The following is a 16,933-nucleotide window of genomic DNA, read 5'->3' as shown; positions in this document are numbered from 1 at the left end:
AACCGCTTCGCGAGACAGCTCGCCCTGCAATTTAGAACGCGCTTTGTGCGCGTTGTATTGGCTCTCCTATCGGCAACATCCTCGTTTATCTAACGGCATGATACAAACGCCTATCATAGATAGCGGGGGTGGTTGTCTATGATGAGGTTCACTAATAATGGGGTTGAGAATCGGTTTCCCGGCGCGGATCGTACACTACCAGAGCACGCCGCTATACGCCCAGCGGCAGTAGCTGGTGCATTCTATCCCGCCGACGCACACGAGCTGCGCTCACTCATCGATGAACAACTCGACTATGCGCGAGGCCTACTACACGATACGGGATTCGCACACCGATTGCCAGCTGGCGCACCGAAAGCCGTCATCGTGCCGCACGCAGGATACGTATACTCTGGTACAACTGCCGCACTCGCCTACGCATTACTCGAACGCGGTCGCGGCACTATTCATCGCGCGGTCATTATCGGTCCAACACATCGCGTGCCAGTTCGCGGCATCGCATGCCCAACCGCATCTGCTTTCGCCACACCACTCGGCACCGTTCCCGTTGATCACGATGCAGAACAACAAGCACTCGCAACTGTACCATCACTGAGCATCAACGACGCAACTCACGCACGCGAACATGCAGTCGAAGTACAAATACCATTCTTACAGCGCGTACTCGGCGACAATCTGACCATCGTAGCGATGAATGCCGGTGACGCGTCTCCTCGTGAAGTCGGTGACGTCATCCGCGCACTGTGGGGCGGTCCAGAAACCGTGATCGTGATTAGCTCTGATCTGTCCCACTATCATCCGCACTACGAAGGGCGAGAACTAGACGATGAAACAATCCAACGGATCGCCACTCGTGACCTGCCAATTCGACCCAACCGAGCGTGTGGTGCGTACCCAGTCAATGGACTGCTCGACGCATGCTTACGTAAAGGGTTGCCTGTGCGATTCCTTGGATGCGCAACATCCGGTGACGACGGTGACGTTGCGCTCGCTGCCGCAGATGGTGTGCATGCTGACCGACCTGCGATGGCTGAGCCTGATACGCCGGTTGTGGGCTATGCTTCATTTGCCGTGTGGGAAGACGCAACGTCAGAAACTGGCACGTCTAGTGACACGGATAATGATGCGGCTGACATCGCAACAAACACAGTCATCAGCGATCAGCAGCACTCAAACGACAGTGATAACAGTAGTCTTCCAGCCGATGCAGGCACTATTCTCATCAATCTTGCACGCACTGCACTTGCGCGATATCTCGGCGTGAACGATCCCAGTGAACCGACTGCGGCTGATATCGTCGCAGCTCACGCATGGCTCCACCAGCCCGGTGCGAGTTTCGTCACGCTACGCGAACATGGAAACTTGCGCGGCTGCATCGGTACGATCGAAGCCTACCGTCCGCTCGGACGCGACGTAGCTGAACATGCGGTAGACGCTGCCGTACGCGATCCACGATTCATGCCAGTAGATGCCGATGAATTTGCGCAACTGAATATTGAAGTATCAGTACTCTCTAAGCCGGAACCGATGCGCGTCGGCTCGCGTGCTGCGCTCGAACATGCGCTACGGCCGGGCGTGGACGGACTCATTATTGACGACTGGCATGGTCATCGTGCTACGTTCTTACCACAAGTATGGCAGGAACTGCCCAATAGTCACGATTTTGTCGCTCACTTGTTGCGCAAAGCTGGATTATCGCCACGTTACGATTGGCAAGACGGTAGCGTGGAATGCAGCCGGTACACTGTGCATGCGTTCGAGGAACAATCATGACAAACGTAAGCAGCACAACCACCGCTGCTGGAACCTCGACCAGCGTAACCTCACTGCCGCCGCAAGCTATCGGCCGCTGGCAACATCGGCTAGCAGACGGTCGCGTATGTTGCGACGTGTGCCCGCGACATTGCACTTTGCGTGACGGCCAACGAGGCTTCTGCTTCGTACGATCTAATCACGACGGCACTATCGTGCTCGACACATACGGACGAAGTTCCGGATTTGCAATGGACCCAGTCGAGAAGAAACCGCTCAACCATTTCTATCCCGGCTCGTCAGTACTCAGCTTTGGTACCGCCGGCTGTAATTCGGCCTGCCGATACTGTCAAAATTGGTCGATTTCCACATCCCGTCAATGGAGTACGCTCGCCGTCGAAGCAAGTCCTGAACGCATCGCACGCACGGCAGTTGACTACGGTGCGCGGTCGGTTGCGTTCACCTACAACGATCCGATCGTATTTGCTGAATATGCAATCGATACAGCCGAAGCATGCCGAGAACTTGGCGTGAACGCGATCGCTGTCACGGCCGGATACATGTCTGCTGTAGCGCGAACAGACTTCTACCGAGTAATGGACGCTGCAAACATTGATCTCAAAGGCTTCACCGAAGACTTCTATCGCAATGTTACCGGCACGCATCTGGCGGATGTGCTCGACACCATTGCATACGTGTGCAATGAAACCAATGTCTGGGTGGAATTGACCACATTGCTCATCCCCGGATATAACGATGACGATGCGCAGCTACATGCTGAATGCGTATGGATTCGCGAACACTGCGGACGCGATGTGCCACTACATTTCTCTGCGTTCCATCCCGATTATCGAATGCGTGACGTACCGCCCACGCCGCTTGATACGCTCACACGCGCTCGCGATATCGCGATAGGGGAGGGGTTGCGGTTCGTATATACCGGCAACGTGACCGACCAAGATGGAGACACAACATGGTGTCCGCAGTGCGGGGGTACGTTGATCGTGCGCGACTGGTATGAGATCGAGTCATACAGGCTGACCGCAGATGGACGATGCCCGGAGTGTGGCTGCGTAATTCCCGGCCGGTGGGATACTACGGCTGATTTCCAAGGGTTTGGCCGGCGCAGCTGGCGCATCCCCATGCGGTAGTCGCGCGGTAGTGGGTTCTGTAAAACCCAGCGTGGTCATACAATCCCAGTGCGGACCCACTGTGGGCATAGACTGTTCACGAATCCATGACTTGTCAGCGCGTCATGAACAGCCTATGCCCACAATGTGCCTGATCTGCAGGTCGTGAACACTAGAAGTCAATTTCCATGCCGTCGTAAGCGCTGATGAAACCTTCCTTACGAGCGGCTTCATCCATCTCAGCTTGTGTGGTGCGCCCATTATGTGAAAAATGATTAGCGACAAAAATAGTATGCTCGTCAGCAATACCAAGTTGAATCATACGGTCACGTACACGCAAGTTATCCTCAAAATTCATGTGCATACTGAGTGATACGCCATGCAACGCATGATTGCAGTCAAGCGACACATAATCATAATGACCGCCAACTCGCTCGAGCTCAGCCCACGTATTATCTGGAAACCAGCCAGTGTCGTGAGCATACAATAACGTGCGCTCGCCGTCGCTTAAGGAATAGAAGAGACTATCTGCGGCGTGATGACCGTGAGCGGCCTCGAACGCATGTGCAGTGTATCGCCGTGGTTCTTCATTTGAGTGTTGATTATCTGGTGAGCTGGCCACAATAAAGTCATCACCGGGACGAACAGTAGTGAACGAGATATGCTCTTCGTCATGGCGTTGCTCGAGGAAAAATGCGCGCTCGTGGAATCCATGTACGGTTTCAGAGCCGTAGACTTCGAGATGGGGTGTGGGATTGTTGATAACGTAACCATCCATGCGGAACGCAAGATCTTCGCCATAAAAGTGATCGGAATGCCAGTGCGTAACGAGTAGTGAACGTACGCTCGGCAGCGGGAACCGATCACGCAAGTAATGCAAATACGTATCTCCTGGAAAATCAAGCAGGATCGCATTGTCAACGATGGCTTGACATTGCGTGCGAATCTCTTTACCGCCGACTTCACTGGCGTGACGACACAGGTCGCATGTGCAGAAGATGCCGGGAATGCGTTCTGCGGCTGCGGTACCGAGTTGTTTGATTTTCATCATGGGCTCCTTTGCTGGGCGATTGGTGATAGTAGAGGATGGAATGGATGAAATGGATGAGCTGTAACAATGTTGGTTCGCTATTGTGCGTGAGTAATTTGCTCGCGTGAATGGCTATGAGAATCGCGATTGTTTGCGCTGAATAAGTCGATGACCGAGCACACTAAATCCAGCTCCGGCACAACTAGTCAGCAGAATAATAAGAAAAATAATGCGATATGCTGTTGCACTGGTAATACTGCGGTCAATAATCGTACCGAACATCGGATATGCGAAGAAAGATGGCATATAGCCGAGGAATGAGGCAACGGACATAACGGTTGCAGCTTGATCGTTGGGCACATCGTATTCGCCGATCGGCACGTAGTAGATAGCACGAGTTGCGTAGCATATGAGGGCCAATACGCACGTGACTATCATGCAAACGACGAGCCATGAGTCATGTTTAGGTATGACTATGAGCGGAATCGAACATGCGGCACATGCGACAAACAAGAGAGATATCCACCGTGGACTATCCGTGAATTGTTTAGCGATCCGACCGGATATCAGCGCGGCAACGATAGGCAGTATGCCAGTATTGACAAGACCGTACACAGCTGCTTGTGTGTCGCTGAGACCAAATGACTGCTGCAATAGAGGTAGAGTGTAGGTAGTTGCAGCGATGTATGTGGTGTATCCGCACATAGTAGCCAATCCAGTTGTCCACACGATTGGCATATGCAGCGCGTTGCGGACTAACGTCACACCAGATGTTTGGTGTTGTGTTACAACGGCTGATTGATCGCGACGAGAAGCGAGGCGACGTTCGTGTAAGAAATCGTCAGGAATACCATGCAACACAACCACTGAAAAGACGATCATGAGCAACGCATAGCAGACCATCGCTGTACGCGCTCCAGCAATTGGCGTAAGTGAGATCATCAGTAGTAGCAATGTGATCATGTTGGCGAATAATCCCATAGCACCGCGCATGGCTTCCTGCACGCTAAACAAGGCAGCCTGATGCACGCCGTCAGATAATCCACGTGTACTCTTCTGAATAGTTGGCCAGTACAATGCTTCCCCAAATAAACCGAAGCAAGCGAACGCAATCGTTAGATACCACAGCGGCAGATGAGATGCTATGGCAAGTGACATGGCAATCAGCCCGTAACCGATCAAATCAAATGCAATGACTTTGCGGATGTTGAGAAAATCTTGTATCCAACCTAGTGCAAGATAGCCAAACACTTGCACAAAGCCGGCTACTCCAAGTAAGAAGCCCAGCTGCGCGTTGGTAACGCCCAACGCTTGACGAAATGGCTCGTAGATCACGCCTTTGATAGACAGGAACCAGTAGATGCACGAAGATAAGGAAATCACGAAAAACGTGCGTGTCCCCTTGGCGTCGGTTCCTAGATATCGAGACGTGAACTCAAGCATGGGTTGAACACTCCTTAAGGGTTGAAGTACTACTGTGATGCGAAGCAATAGTGGCTACAACTACGTAGCTATGTGAATAGAGTAACATTATTAATCAACTAAAGCGAATTAGTAAAAAATCACAACATGTTGCTCTTTTGTATGACAAATGTCGTGTTTTTTTGTGGGCTTCTTTGATATGAAACGCCGATAAAATGCTTATATTTCAATGATTCTAAAGATCGATAATTGAGGATTTGCTAACAATGCAGTGATGTGCTAATCTCTAACTAAAGCAATTTAGTAGCTGGAATGAAATATCTCGAAGTCGAGAAGTTTTCAAACAAAGCGCTATCCACCACAATGAAGAGGAAAGGAGAGTGATATCGGTATGCGATTCGGCGTTAATTACACTCCGTCGCATGGTTGGTTCCATGCTTGGTTAAACCCTGATTGGGATTCCATTGCCAAGGATCTTGATCAGATTGCTGGGCTGGGATTAGACCATGTCAGGATTTTTCCTTTATGGCCGATTCTGCAGCCTAACCGTACTTGGATCAATAAGCAGGGGCTAGACGATATACGCCACATGGCTGAACTTGCCGGCAATGCTGGACTTGATGTGTTCTGCGACGTGTTCCAAGGTCACCTATCCAGTTTTGATTTCATTCCGTCATGGCTAGTTACGTGGCATGATCGCAGCATGTTCTCCGATGCAGAGGCTCTTGAAGCTGAACGCACATTGGTCACAGCGGTGTATGACTCATTGGCAGATTTGCCAAACTTCCGTGGCTTGACACTCGGCAACGAGTGTAACCAGTTTTCAGATCGTAGCCATCCGCATCGTATGTCAGCGGACGAACATGATACTGATCGTTGGCTCACCTCAATGATGGCTCCAATCGCGCAGAAAGCAGCTTCATCTGGCCGAATACTGCTCCATAGTGAAAACGATGGCGTGTGGTATTTGGATGGTCATCCGTTTACTCCGCGGCAAGCGGCAAATCTAGGCGACGTAGCTACTGTACACTCGTGGGTGTTTAATGGCACGGCGCAGCGGTATGGATCAATGTCAGAAGTTGGTGTTTCTCATGCTGCGTACTTGATTGAGCTTGCTAAAGCATTCACTCATGAAGCAGATCATCAGGTTTGGCTGCAAGAAGTTGGTGCTCCCGAGAACGTGGTTAAGCGTGAGGACGCTCCAGAGTTCTGTCGCCGCACTATTGAACACGCGTTAGACTGTGACCGTCTGTATGGCATCACATGGTGGTGCTCGCATGATGTGGACAGTTCAATGAGCGATTTTCCTCCATTTGAGCATGCGCTTGGTCTGTTCGATAATGACGGCAACATTAAGCCGATTGCTAAGACTTATGCGGGACTGATTGAGCAATATAAGCGCAATGCTGTTGCTGCTCAGCCACGAAGTAGAGCGATTATTATTCCTGTTAACGATCATGACCTACCTACATGCCGTTTGGCATGTGCTCCAGGAGGGTCAATTTTTGAGCAATGGATGGCTATGGAAGAAAATGGTGAACGTCCTGCGCTCATCGCATCTTCTATTGCTCATGACGCGGACGCATTGAAGCGACGCGGTATTAATGAGTGCATCACATGCGACATTGTTGCCGGAGATGCCTACTCGGCGGTATCCGATCCATCGTTGGAACGGTAGCTGTCGTTTATCTAACCATCAATCTAACAACTATCAATCAATAATCACCGAGAGAAAGAATAACAATGACACTGAAGTCACATCTGAAGATCGCCTCCGCAGCAGCACTTGCGTTGTGTATGGGACTTTCCGGCTGCGGTTCTTCCGCTGGTGGAAGTGCCGATTACGTCGATAAAGTCAAGAATGGTGAAATCAAGGGTGAGATTACTTTCCAGACTTGGAATCTGAAAGCAGCATTTGAGGATTACTTCAATGGTCTGATTGCAGATTTTGAGAAAGAAAATCCCGGAACTAAGGTTAAGTGGATTGATCAGCCGGCTGACAATTATGCCGACAAGCTGTCTGCTGACGCTTCTGGTGGTACATTGCCGGATGTTATCAACTTTGATCAGAATACCAGCTATCCATTGGCTAAGAACGGCTACTTGATGGATATGGCCAAGGTTGCAGGCGATGTCAAGGATATATATCTGGAAAAGGCTTGGGATGTAGCAACATGGAAGTCAATTGATGGCGGTACGTATGCACTGCCGTGGTATCTTGCTACTGGTCCATCGCTGTTTAATACTGCTTTGTTTGAGAAAGCCGGCCTTGACCCGAACGATCTGCCGAAGGATTTCGACGAACTGTTCGACGATGCACTGATTATGGCAAAGAATGCAAATGGCGACTTTTCAATGTTCGGTAGGACTCCCACTCTTGAGTCTTTCGGTGAGTATGGTGTGGAACTCATGAACGAGGATCAGACCAAGTTCACATTCAATAATGAAAAAGCTGTGGAGTACCTCAATCGTTTCAAGGAAGTGTACGATGCCGGCGGCTTGCTACCAGAAACGTTGAGCCAGAACTATACAGGTGTTGACAAGAGCTTCCAGACAGCTCGTATTGCTTATATGGCCGGTAGCGCACATAACATTCAGCAGATTAAGGATGATGCTCCGAGCGTCTATAAGTCGCTGGTCTTTACGCCGCAGATCGTTAATGCTGCTCCAAATATGAACCCTCAGCTGGTTGGTGTCTCTTCAAAGACTAAGAATCCGGCTACTGCAGTCGCCTTTGCAAAGTTTGTGACTAATGCTAAGAATCAGCTCGGTTTCGCTAAGGAAGTCAACATTTTCCCGTCGGCTAAAGAATCTCTCGAAGATTCGTATTTCACTGAAAGTGATGGTTCTGACATCGCTGAGGTTCGTGTAATGGGCGCTGAGCAGATCAAGGAAGCGGTTGCCTATTCGCCGGCTGTATACAGCGAGGCTATGAAGTCTAATCTCCGTGAAGAAATCGCCAAGGCGCTGCAAGGTGAGAAGTCTGTGCAGCAGGCACTTGATGATGCTGTTGACTTCTGCAACCAGCGACTGGAGGAGTAATACATGACTGCCGCAACCGATAAGCGGGACCGCGGCGACAAGATCGCCGCCCGACGTGGTACCAACCAGTCGGGCGGCGGCATCACGAGCCGCATCCGTCGCAATGGTGTTGCCACCCCGTGGCTATTTCTGTCCGTGGCCTTGGTGGTGACTATTCTCTTCTCTATTGTTCCATTCTTCCAAACCGTTATCTACGCCTTCACCAATGCGCGACGTTTAGGTAGCTGGAAGTTTGTAGGACTAGATAACTTCATCAAAATGGCGCAAGATGAGCGTTTCTGGATTGCTCTGCAAAACTCCGCACTCTACGCCATCGTTGTTATGCCCATGATGGTATTTTTGCCGCTATTGCTAGCGCTACTTGTGCAAAAGCAAGTGCCATTCATTGCAGTGTTTCGCACTGGCTACTATGTGCCTGTAATCATTTCGATGGTGGCTGCTGGCATTATGTGGCAGTGGATGCTTGACTCGCGTGGCATGGTGAATTCACTATTGCAAGCGTTAGGCTGGATTACTTCACCAATCCCATTTCTCACGGATCGCTGGTTACTGCTTATATCTTCAATGGTTGTCACCATTTGGAAAGGCGTTGGCTACTACATGGTCATTTATTTGGCTGCGCTTACCAATATTCCAACTGATTTGTATGAAGCGGCATCTATTGATGGCGCTGGCACATGGCATCAATTTTGGAATGTAACCATTCCAGGAGTGCGTAACACAATGGTACTCATCGCGGCGCTTTCTTCAGTGGCGGCTTTCCGCGTCTTCACGGAAATTTATGTGCTGTCGAATAACACTGCTGGTATCGGTGGTAAAAGTATGACGATGGTCATGCTCATCCAGCGTGAAGGTACTGGTCTCGATGCACAAGTCGGGTACTCCTCAGCGATTTCATTGGTCATGTTCCTCATCACTGTGGGCCTTATGGTCGCATCGCTGCGTATGCAAATGGAGGATCAGTGATGAATAATAATGGTATTCAGCGTGGCGCTGCAGCAGGTTCCAAATCAAAGAAAATCGTTGGACTGATTATTCGATATCTTGTGCTGCTTCTAGTTCTAGTGATTCTGGTTACTCCATTAGTTTGGCAGCTATCAACTTCACTCAAGGGCAAAGGAGTTGGCCTCTATACTCGTCCACCACAATTTTGGCCTGAGGATGCTTCTCTCGCTGCTTACGGTGAAGTCACGCGTATCGTGCCGATTCTCAAATACACGATCAACTCAGTCATCGTCGCTATCATTTGTTTGATCGGTAACGTGTTTGGTGCTACTGCGGCTGGATATGCGCTTGCTAAGTTCCAGTTCAAGGGTCGTAAGTTTGCAATGGGAGTATTCATCGTTGGTATTGTTATGCCGACGGAGACGATACTTATTGCACGTTATATGCTTATGCAGTCTTTGAGTCTGAACAACACGTTGCTTGGTATTGCTCTACCATCATTGGTTGGCGCTATGAACGTGCTACTTATGCGCAATGCTATCAGCGGTATCCCTAGCTCTCTCGAAGAGGCTGCCATGATTGATGGTGCTAACGCATGGCAACGATTCATACGCATCATCATTCCTTCAGTGAAGGGAACGATGGCTGTTGTAGCTATTTTCTCCTTCGTCGCTGCTTGGGATGACTTCCTGTGGCCGCTACTTGTTATGTCTGATCAGAACAAGTACACGTTGACTATTGGTTTGAACTATTTGCAGGGAACATTTGCGAATGATCCCCGTGTGGTGGCCGCCGGCACGATCATCGCGATTATGCCGATTTTGATTCTGTTCTTCGCTCTTCAGAAGTACTTCTTCCAGGGCGTCGGAGAAGGAGGTATTAAGGGATGAGTAACAACAAACGCCCCAATATTTTGTTCGTGCTCACTGATGATCATGCATCACCCGCTATTAGCTGCTATGGCAATCAGTTACATCTCAACAACACACCAAATATTGATCGAATTGCCGCTGAAGGTGTACGTTTTGACCGAGCATTGGTTACCAACTCGTTATGTGCACCTTCTCGCGCCACAATCTTGACTGGCACCTATAGTCATGTCAATGGTGTCACGACGCTCGATACGCCTATCGACTCAAGTCAACCGACGTTTGCATCACTGCTACATGATGCAGGATATACTACGGCATTCTTCGGCAAATGGCATATGGGACATGGAGCAGGCCATGACCCTCAAGGATTCGATTATTGGGAAGTTCTTCACGATCAGGGCACCTATATTGATCCGTTACTGCATACGTCTAATGGTGATGTGCAGACTGAAGGTTATGCTACGGATCTACTTACTGACCACGCACTTGCGTGGCTTAGTCAGCAACATGGCGATAAGCCGTGGTGTATTCTGCTGTGGCATAAAGCTCCTCACCGGCCTTGGGTGCCTCATCCACGCCATATAAACTTATATAACGATCCCATTCCAGTTCCAGAAACATTCTGGGATGATTATTCTGATCGTGCCACTCCCGCTCACAAAGCCACAATGCGTATTGCTGATGATCTGGCTGACGTAGACCTGAAAGAGGACCCACCGGAGGGGCTTAATTACGAGCAACTTGCTGTGTGGAAGTATCAACGGTATTTACAAGATTACTTGCGTGTAATCGCTGCTATTGATGAGAGTGTGGAACGCTGTGAGCAAGCTGTGAGCGAGCGCGGAGAACACGACGATACGATCATGATCTACGGGTCTGATCAAGGCTTTTTCCTAGGCGAGCATGGTTGGTTTGATAAACGATTCATGTATGAAGAATCACTACGTATGCCACTTTTGCTGTCATGGCCACGTCGTGTACCTGCAGGACAAGTGGTATCCAATCTCGTTTCGAACGTTGATATCGCGCAGACTCTGCTTGATGCTGCGGATGTGCCATGCATCGACCGTATGCAAGGAATGAGTTTGTTACCGCAGATCACTGGTGTACCGGATGCACAAGTTCGTGATGCATTCTATTACCGGTATTACGAACATGATGATCATATGCATCATGTATGGGCGCACTATGGCATTACAACCGAGCGATATAAGCTCATCTATTACTATGCGGATGGTTTGGGGCTAGCTAATACCAGTGATGTGACCTATCCACCTGAGTGGGAATTATTTGATCTGAAAATAGATCCGCATGAGATGCATTCGGTATATAACGACCCACGATATGTTGGTGTTCGAGATGCGCTTAAGAAGCGGATGCTTGAGCTGCAACAAGAGCTGGGAGACAAGCCATATGAGAGGCCGACTCCAGCTCAAAGGCAAGAGATTATCGGCAAACGATAATTTGAATACTGTGATTCGACCGATGACGTTTATGTGTGTGGCTAATACTCATCTCATCGGTCGAATCGCGGGTTTGTCTCGATACGTGCCATTCAGGAAGGGAATACAGATGAATGAGCTGTTCTCCATACTGGTCAAGCCGACTGGTGCTTATTGCAACCTTGATTGTGAATATTGTTTCTTCATTTCGAAAGATCAAGTGTTGCCCGGAGACCCAATGATGAGTGAAGAGACTCTTACAGTCTTTTTGCATCGTTATCTTGACGAACAACCTGATGGTGATGTTACTGTGGCATGGCAGGGTGGGGAGCCTACTATGCGCGGTGTATCGTTCTTTGAGCTTGCATTGCCACTCGCTGAACAACTTGCTCGACCAGGACAGCGCATTAGGCATGTACTACAAACGAATGGTACGTTGCTTGATGATCGATGGTGTCGATTACTCGCTGCACATGATGTGCTAGTCGGTATTAGTGTTGATGGTCCTGCTGAATTGCATGACCGATATCGGGTGAATAAAGCAGGTCGTGGCAGTCATACATCAGTCATGCGTGGGTGGCACCTTCTTGAAGGTTATGGTATTGCACGTAATGTGTTGTGCACGGTACATGCGGCCAACGAGAGCCACCCTTTAGAGGTATATCATTTTTTCCGCGACGAAATGCATGCTGAACACGTGCAGTTCATCCCTATTGTTGAACGTGTGGATGAAGCGCATGCGGCATCTGCCGAAAATTGCTGGCGCAGAACTGATGGCAGTCGTATTTTGTATCGACAAGCGGGACGTCATGTCACCAGTAGATCAGTTAATCCAGTTTTGTGGGGAAGATTTCTGAACACGATATTTGACGAATGGGTACAGCAGGATGTTGGACGCGTATTTGTTCAGCAGTTTGACGTAATGCTTGGCAACATGTTCGGTCAGTATTCGTTATGTGTCCATGCTCCTCAATGCGGCAATGCGCTTGTTGCCGCGCATAATGGTGATGTATTTTCTTGCGATCACTGGGTAGAAGATGAGTATCGTCTTGGTAATTTCCTTCATCAAGAATTCCGCGAGATGATCAATACACCTAGACAGCATCAATTTTCCTCGTTTAAGCAAAATCTACCAGATGATTGTTTAGAGTGCTCAGTGCGTTGGGCCTGCCAAGGAGGCTGTCCTAAAGATCGATTCTCTCCAGATTTGAATGGCACATATCGGCTTAACTACTTATGCGCGGGTTACCGCAGTTTTTTCCAGCATGCTATGCCGGCTATGGAGCGTATGGCACAGCTCATTGATAATGGTTTGCCTGCCGCGATGATCATGGATGAGATTGCAACTAATGACACGAGTTTCTTTGATATTGATACCATGCGTAAGGAGGGGCGATATGAACCGATTCCCGCGTAGTGTCTATGGTGTGGGTAATGAGCCTGATCCTCGATTTAGTCTTGCTAATGAACGTACATTTTTGGCATGGTGTCGTACTTCGTTTGCAATCGTATCGTTGGCTATAGCGTTGGACAATATTAGCGTGGCCATGATTCATGACGTAAAACGCTTTGTAGTAATGCTTGCTCTTGTCATTGGTTCGGTGTTGCCTGTGCTGGCATGGATAGATTGGGCGCGTGTAGAGAAAGCTATGAGATTAGGACATGCTCTGCCTAAATCTGTGACGCAATTTGTGTTTGCTATTGCGACTACTGTATGCGCTGGATGCGTGACAATTGGTGTGTTTGCAACATGGTCGTGGTTATGATGAATGACGATGCATTGAATAATTACGATCGTGTAGTTGATAAAGGTATGCAAATAGAACGAACGCGGTTAGCGTGGAAACGAACTATGTTAGCTACGGGAATTTTGTGTTGCGTAGGACTTAAGGCGATGCAATATTTTGATCAACAATGGCGATTTATGACATTATTATTAGTGTTGTTATTTTTGATCGAATGTGGCGTATATCTGTTCCGTAAGTCTCGATATGTAGCTTGGTTCGTTCATATAGATCAGCAAGAGTCTGTTGATCGACCTATTGCTGGTTTAGGATTATGCGGCATTGCTTGGTTATTGTCGACTTTGTCAGTCACTTGTCTTGTACTAACGCTGATGTGACCGGCACGCAGTTGATAGCATAGAATGATGAGATGAAATGGATTATTTCAGGTAGCCTCTTAATGTAATTTGCATGAGTCTTTGTGAATAAGTTTCTTGCATATACTTGCATATATTAGAAGTTAGATGATGTTGTATATCCACGTTTGTACAGGGTTGTCGAAAGCATCAGGTGCAACATGAATCTGAAAGGTGTTATTATGGCGGTTCCCACGGCAGATGGACGGCGGGGCAAAATAGCTTCTACCTCTCGGTTCACGCTGAAAGATATTGCTGACGAACTTGGCATTTCTCAAACTGCGGTGTCGTTCGCAATTAATGATCGTCCTGGTGTTTCTGAAGAGACAAAACGTCGTGTTAAACAACTGGCTGCACAACATGGTTGGAGTCCCGTATATGCGGCGCAGGCACTAGGTTCGTCAAAGACTATGACTATAGGATTTGCCCCTTCACGATCAACCGATGTCCAAAATGAGACGTTTATGTTGCATTTCATGGCTGGATTGCATGCGTCATTTAGCCATAAAGGATATGGTTTACTGTATCGTCCATGTTCTTCGCTTAAAGAAGAAGTAGCTGTCTACCGTGATTGGGCAAGGCGCAAGCGTGTAGACGGTGTCATTCTTGTAGACCTACGTGCTGATGATCCTCGACCTGCGTTGCTTAAAGAACTTGGGGTACCTGCAGTGTTGGCTGGCGGCCCTGATCCCAGTGATGTTGTCCCGTCATTGTCAATTGATGATTCACGGACGATGGAAACAATTCTTGATCACCTATCTTTGCTGGGACATCGTAAAATTGCTTATATTTCAGGCGATCCGGATCTTGACTACAGCAAAGAACGTAAGAATGCATTCCTGCGATTCGCTGAACAGAAGCATCTCGACGGAGCATATGTCGAATTTACTGATTTTGATACCACGAAAGCAGTGGAATCCACGCAACGGTTTCTTGCATCGCACGAGCCTCCCACGGCGTTCATTTACGAAACAGAAATTCTTGCGGTATCTAGTTTACGATCGATTACGGAGATTCTTGTAGCGCGTATTGCTACGGATTCAACGGTTGGTGTTTCTCGGCGATATCCATATAATCTGCCGGCCATTGTTAGTTTTGAAGATAGCTTTATTTGTGAGGCTACGTATCCTTCAATTACTGCAGTGCATCGTGACGCTGGTGAATATGGTACAAAGATCGCGAATTTGCTGCTCAAGTTGTTAAATGGTGAACAGGTGAGTGGGAATCGCAAGATTTTGACTCCTAAACTCATCATTCGAGAGAGTACTAAAAACGTCGTGGTATGACGCAAACGATCGGAATGCGAGCGAGATTTCTCTATATTCCGCTCGCTTTTCGTTGCGGAATCGTTGCGGAATCGTTGCGGAATCGTTGCGGAATGATCAGTGAGATGTGTTGCGATTTTTGACTGAGTATATTGTATTTCGCGAATTGCCGTATCGAACTAGGAGTCTTTTAGCAACAAGAGATTTGAGTAGTACTCGTGCACGAGTATCAGATACATTGAGTCGTTGCGCAACCTCGTTTGTTTTCAGCTGATCGCCGTTGGCAAACAAGTGAAAGACTTCTGCCTCTTTACCAGTAAGACTCAAAAGGATACTTGCAACATCAGGCTCCTGTTGTATCTCTTGCTGATGGGAGTGAGTTGATGCCGTAATCGGCAGAACGAGCGTTGTACGGTCGGGATTGAGTTCTTCTATGAGTTCAGGGTCAGGTAACCCAGCGGAACGAGTTCCTTCGCGCATGGTGTCGAATCCGCTGCCGGCGCGTTCGCCAATGCCGAGTAAATTGAACATTTTCATAATTGTTTCGTTGCGTACGTCAGATACGCCGCCGAGTTCAATTACGGATGGTTCAATGCGTAACGCACCTGGATTGCGGAATGTTATGCGCTCGTTGCCATAACGGACTATGACTACGCCTGTTCGTCCCAAATAATCAGCATGTCCGAGTGCATTAGTCAGTGCTTCGCGCACGGCTCGACGCAATGGTGTGTCATCGTTACGTATCAAGCCATCGGATAAATTAAACGGCACTGGTAGACCATCGGTGAGCTTAGTAATAACTCGTAGCCAAAATCCGAACACGTTGCCTGGCCATGTTCCGTCTGCTGACATCACTCGATCGTCCCAACGTTGTTGCGTAGGATCGCTCACCATACGAAAATCAAGTAGATATTTCGAGAACTCGTCAGTGATGTATCTTTCGTCGCCAAACATCAACAAACCGGCACGCGTGGGATGCAAATTGCGGTCGCCGGATAGGCGTTGTGCTGCTCCTAATTTCCACAATAATTCATCGTCAGGCAGCTTTAGCCAAGGATGATCAGGATGACGTGTTCGGAACATGTTCTTGTAGGCGTTCAGAGTATCATGATCGATAGCTTCAAGCCCTATCTCTTCTACGACTGTCTTGTCAATAGACTCGTCGTCTTGATCTCGCAGCATCGAACGAATTTCATCGTTTGAGCATCGGTAGTCGCCTTCGCCTTTTCGCCGCCATGTGCCAGTTAGAGGATTTTTACCCGTATATACAGGTCTAAACGAACGAGGCGCACGAGGAACATCAATAATGATCACATCTTTATCGTCAATATGTTCAATGCGAACGTCCTCGTCTACGAGAATGTTTGAACTCACTGTATTGCCATCATTGACGTTGTTCCAGAACATTGACACAAGATTGTGCACATTCGGTACGCCAACAATACGTAAATTACGTTTGTTATCTTCTTCAATGCCAAGAGCGATGGTGCCGCCATTAGTGTTTGCAAATGAGCTATACGATTGCCATAGGCTGGTTGGAATTTTGCCGTGTGTAGAGAGTTTGACTTCTAAACGACCGTTCTCGTGCATGTGCTGTATGTCGGCTATATTCATCGATGATCACCATCCTCTCATTTTTGTTTTTTCTATTATGCCAGCTAAGAGAGGCGTTACACGCAACTGTAAAACGGATGCTTAGATATTTCATCATCGTTACCGACAAGAAATTTGAGTAGTACACGTGCACGAGTGGCAGTGTCATGAGGCTGGGGTTAGCACAAACAATAAAGTGGTCTGATTGGATGACAATCAGACCACTAGAAGTTCTGTTAGCAAAAATGACCAAAAATAGTCAATTCGTTAACGTATTAACGTATTAATACCGCAAGATAC

Annotated in this window: 14 protein-coding genes; 11 read left to right on the top strand and 3 right to left on the bottom strand. The window is 48.4% G+C overall.

Going from position 1 to position 16,933, the window contains the following annotated elements:
- The first annotated feature begins 138 nt into the window (after nt 1–138).
- Entirely contained in the window at nt 139–1,773 is a 1,635-nt protein-coding gene (amrB, locus tag BHAP_RS02030; protein ID WP_094729146.1) for an AmmeMemoRadiSam system protein B, read from the top strand.
- Nucleotides 1,770–2,903: an AmmeMemoRadiSam system radical SAM enzyme gene (amrS, locus tag BHAP_RS02025; RefSeq protein ID WP_169713145.1), complete on the top strand. Its 1,134-nt coding sequence runs from the start codon at nt 1,770–1,772 to the stop codon at nt 2,901–2,903. The genes amrB and amrS overlap by 4 nt, the downstream gene beginning before the upstream one ends.
- 151 nt (nt 2,904–3,054) lie before the next feature.
- On the opposite strand, the gene BHAP_RS02020 is transcribed toward amrS, so the two are convergent.
- Nucleotides 3,055–3,933 (bottom strand): MBL fold metallo-hydrolase, encoded by an 879-nt coding sequence (locus tag BHAP_RS02020; protein ID WP_094729143.1) that lies wholly within the window; start codon nt 3,931–3,933, stop codon nt 3,055–3,057.
- A 111-nt stretch (nt 3,934–4,044) separates the two neighbouring features.
- Entirely contained in the window at nt 4,045–5,355 is a 1,311-nt protein-coding gene (locus BHAP_RS02015; RefSeq protein ID WP_094729141.1) for an MFS transporter, read from the bottom strand.
- Between the two features lie 370 nt (nt 5,356–5,725).
- Here BHAP_RS02015 and BHAP_RS02010 point away from each other — a divergent pair, with 370 nt between their 5' ends.
- From BHAP_RS02010 to BHAP_RS01975, 9 genes are all read left to right on the top strand, one after another.
- Entirely contained in the window at nt 5,726–7,012 is a 1,287-nt protein-coding gene (locus BHAP_RS02010) for a glycoside hydrolase 5 family protein (RefSeq protein WP_094729139.1), read from the top strand.
- Nucleotides 7,013–7,077: 65 nt separating this feature from the next.
- Nucleotides 7,078–8,376, top strand: a complete 1,299-nt coding sequence (locus BHAP_RS02005; protein ID WP_094729137.1) for an ABC transporter substrate-binding protein — start codon at nt 7,078–7,080, stop codon at nt 8,374–8,376.
- 3 nt (nt 8,377–8,379) lie between these two features.
- Nucleotides 8,380–9,342, top strand: coding sequence for a carbohydrate ABC transporter permease (locus tag BHAP_RS02000; RefSeq protein ID WP_094729136.1), 963 nt, complete (start codon nt 8,380–8,382; stop codon nt 9,340–9,342).
- Nucleotides 9,342–10,211: a carbohydrate ABC transporter permease gene (locus BHAP_RS01995; RefSeq protein WP_094729134.1), complete on the top strand. Its 870-nt coding sequence runs from the start codon at nt 9,342–9,344 to the stop codon at nt 10,209–10,211. The genes BHAP_RS02000 and BHAP_RS01995 overlap by 1 nt, the downstream gene beginning before the upstream one ends.
- The gene (locus tag BHAP_RS01990; RefSeq protein ID WP_094729132.1) at nt 10,208–11,656 is read left to right on the top strand and encodes a sulfatase family protein; all 1,449 of its coding nucleotides are present in this window, start codon (nt 10,208–10,210) and stop codon (nt 11,654–11,656) included. Before BHAP_RS01995 ends, BHAP_RS01990 begins: the two co-directional genes overlap by 4 nt.
- A gap of 109 nt (nt 11,657–11,765) precedes the next feature.
- The gene (locus BHAP_RS01985; RefSeq protein ID WP_094729130.1) at nt 11,766–13,052 is read left to right on the top strand and encodes an anaerobic sulfatase maturase; all 1,287 of its coding nucleotides are present in this window, start codon (nt 11,766–11,768) and stop codon (nt 13,050–13,052) included.
- Nucleotides 13,033–13,401: a YidH family protein gene (locus BHAP_RS01980; RefSeq protein ID WP_158216406.1), complete on the top strand. Its 369-nt coding sequence runs from the start codon at nt 13,033–13,035 to the stop codon at nt 13,399–13,401. Before BHAP_RS01985 ends, BHAP_RS01980 begins: the two co-directional genes overlap by 20 nt.
- Nucleotides 13,398–13,757, top strand: a complete 360-nt coding sequence (locus BHAP_RS11410) for a DUF202 domain-containing protein (RefSeq protein WP_158216405.1) — start codon at nt 13,398–13,400, stop codon at nt 13,755–13,757. The genes BHAP_RS01980 and BHAP_RS11410 overlap by 4 nt, the downstream gene beginning before the upstream one ends.
- Before the next feature lie 200 nt (nt 13,758–13,957).
- Nucleotides 13,958–15,061, top strand: a complete 1,104-nt coding sequence (locus BHAP_RS01975; protein WP_094729126.1) for a LacI family DNA-binding transcriptional regulator — start codon at nt 13,958–13,960, stop codon at nt 15,059–15,061.
- A gap of 96 nt (nt 15,062–15,157) precedes the next feature.
- On the opposite strand, the gene BHAP_RS01970 is transcribed toward BHAP_RS01975, so the two are convergent.
- Entirely contained in the window at nt 15,158–16,654 is a 1,497-nt protein-coding gene (locus BHAP_RS01970; RefSeq protein WP_094729124.1) for an ATP-binding protein, read from the bottom strand.
- Nucleotides 16,655–16,933 lie beyond the last annotated feature (279 nt).

Origin of the sequence: Bifidobacterium hapali, assembly GCF_002259755.1 — a bacterium.
Classification (GTDB): Bacteria; Actinomycetota; Actinomycetes; order Actinomycetales; family Bifidobacteriaceae; genus Bifidobacterium; species Bifidobacterium hapali.
This window is presented reverse-complemented; position numbering and strand designations above follow the sequence as displayed.

Excerpts from the sequence above, each read along its gene's own strand:
- amrB (WP_094729146.1), top strand. The coding sequence starts at position 139 with ATGATGAGGTTCACTAATAATGGGGTTGAGAATCGGTTTCCCGGCGCG.
- amrS (WP_169713145.1), top strand. The coding sequence starts at position 1,770 with ATGACAAACGTAAGCAGCACAACCACCGCTGCTGGAACCTCGACCAGC.
- BHAP_RS02020 (WP_094729143.1), bottom strand. The coding sequence starts at position 3,933 with ATGATGAAAATCAAACAACTCGGTACCGCAGCCGCAGAACGCATTCCC.
- BHAP_RS02015 (WP_094729141.1), bottom strand. The coding sequence starts at position 5,355 with ATGCTTGAGTTCACGTCTCGATATCTAGGAACCGACGCCAAGGGGACA.
- BHAP_RS02010 (WP_094729139.1), top strand. The coding sequence starts at position 5,726 with ATGCGATTCGGCGTTAATTACACTCCGTCGCATGGTTGGTTCCATGCT.
- BHAP_RS02005 (WP_094729137.1), top strand. The coding sequence starts at position 7,078 with ATGACACTGAAGTCACATCTGAAGATCGCCTCCGCAGCAGCACTTGCG.
- BHAP_RS02000 (WP_094729136.1), top strand. The coding sequence starts at position 8,380 with ATGACTGCCGCAACCGATAAGCGGGACCGCGGCGACAAGATCGCCGCC.
- BHAP_RS01995 (WP_094729134.1), top strand. The coding sequence starts at position 9,342 with ATGAATAATAATGGTATTCAGCGTGGCGCTGCAGCAGGTTCCAAATCA.
- BHAP_RS01990 (WP_094729132.1), top strand. The coding sequence starts at position 10,208 with ATGAGTAACAACAAACGCCCCAATATTTTGTTCGTGCTCACTGATGAT.
- BHAP_RS01985 (WP_094729130.1), top strand. The coding sequence starts at position 11,766 with ATGAATGAGCTGTTCTCCATACTGGTCAAGCCGACTGGTGCTTATTGC.
- BHAP_RS01980 (WP_158216406.1), top strand. The coding sequence starts at position 13,033 with ATGAACCGATTCCCGCGTAGTGTCTATGGTGTGGGTAATGAGCCTGAT.
- BHAP_RS11410 (WP_158216405.1), top strand. The coding sequence starts at position 13,398 with ATGATGAATGACGATGCATTGAATAATTACGATCGTGTAGTTGATAAA.
- BHAP_RS01975 (WP_094729126.1), top strand. The coding sequence starts at position 13,958 with ATGGCGGTTCCCACGGCAGATGGACGGCGGGGCAAAATAGCTTCTACC.
- BHAP_RS01970 (WP_094729124.1), bottom strand. The coding sequence starts at position 16,654 with ATGAATATAGCCGACATACAGCACATGCACGAGAACGGTCGTTTAGAA.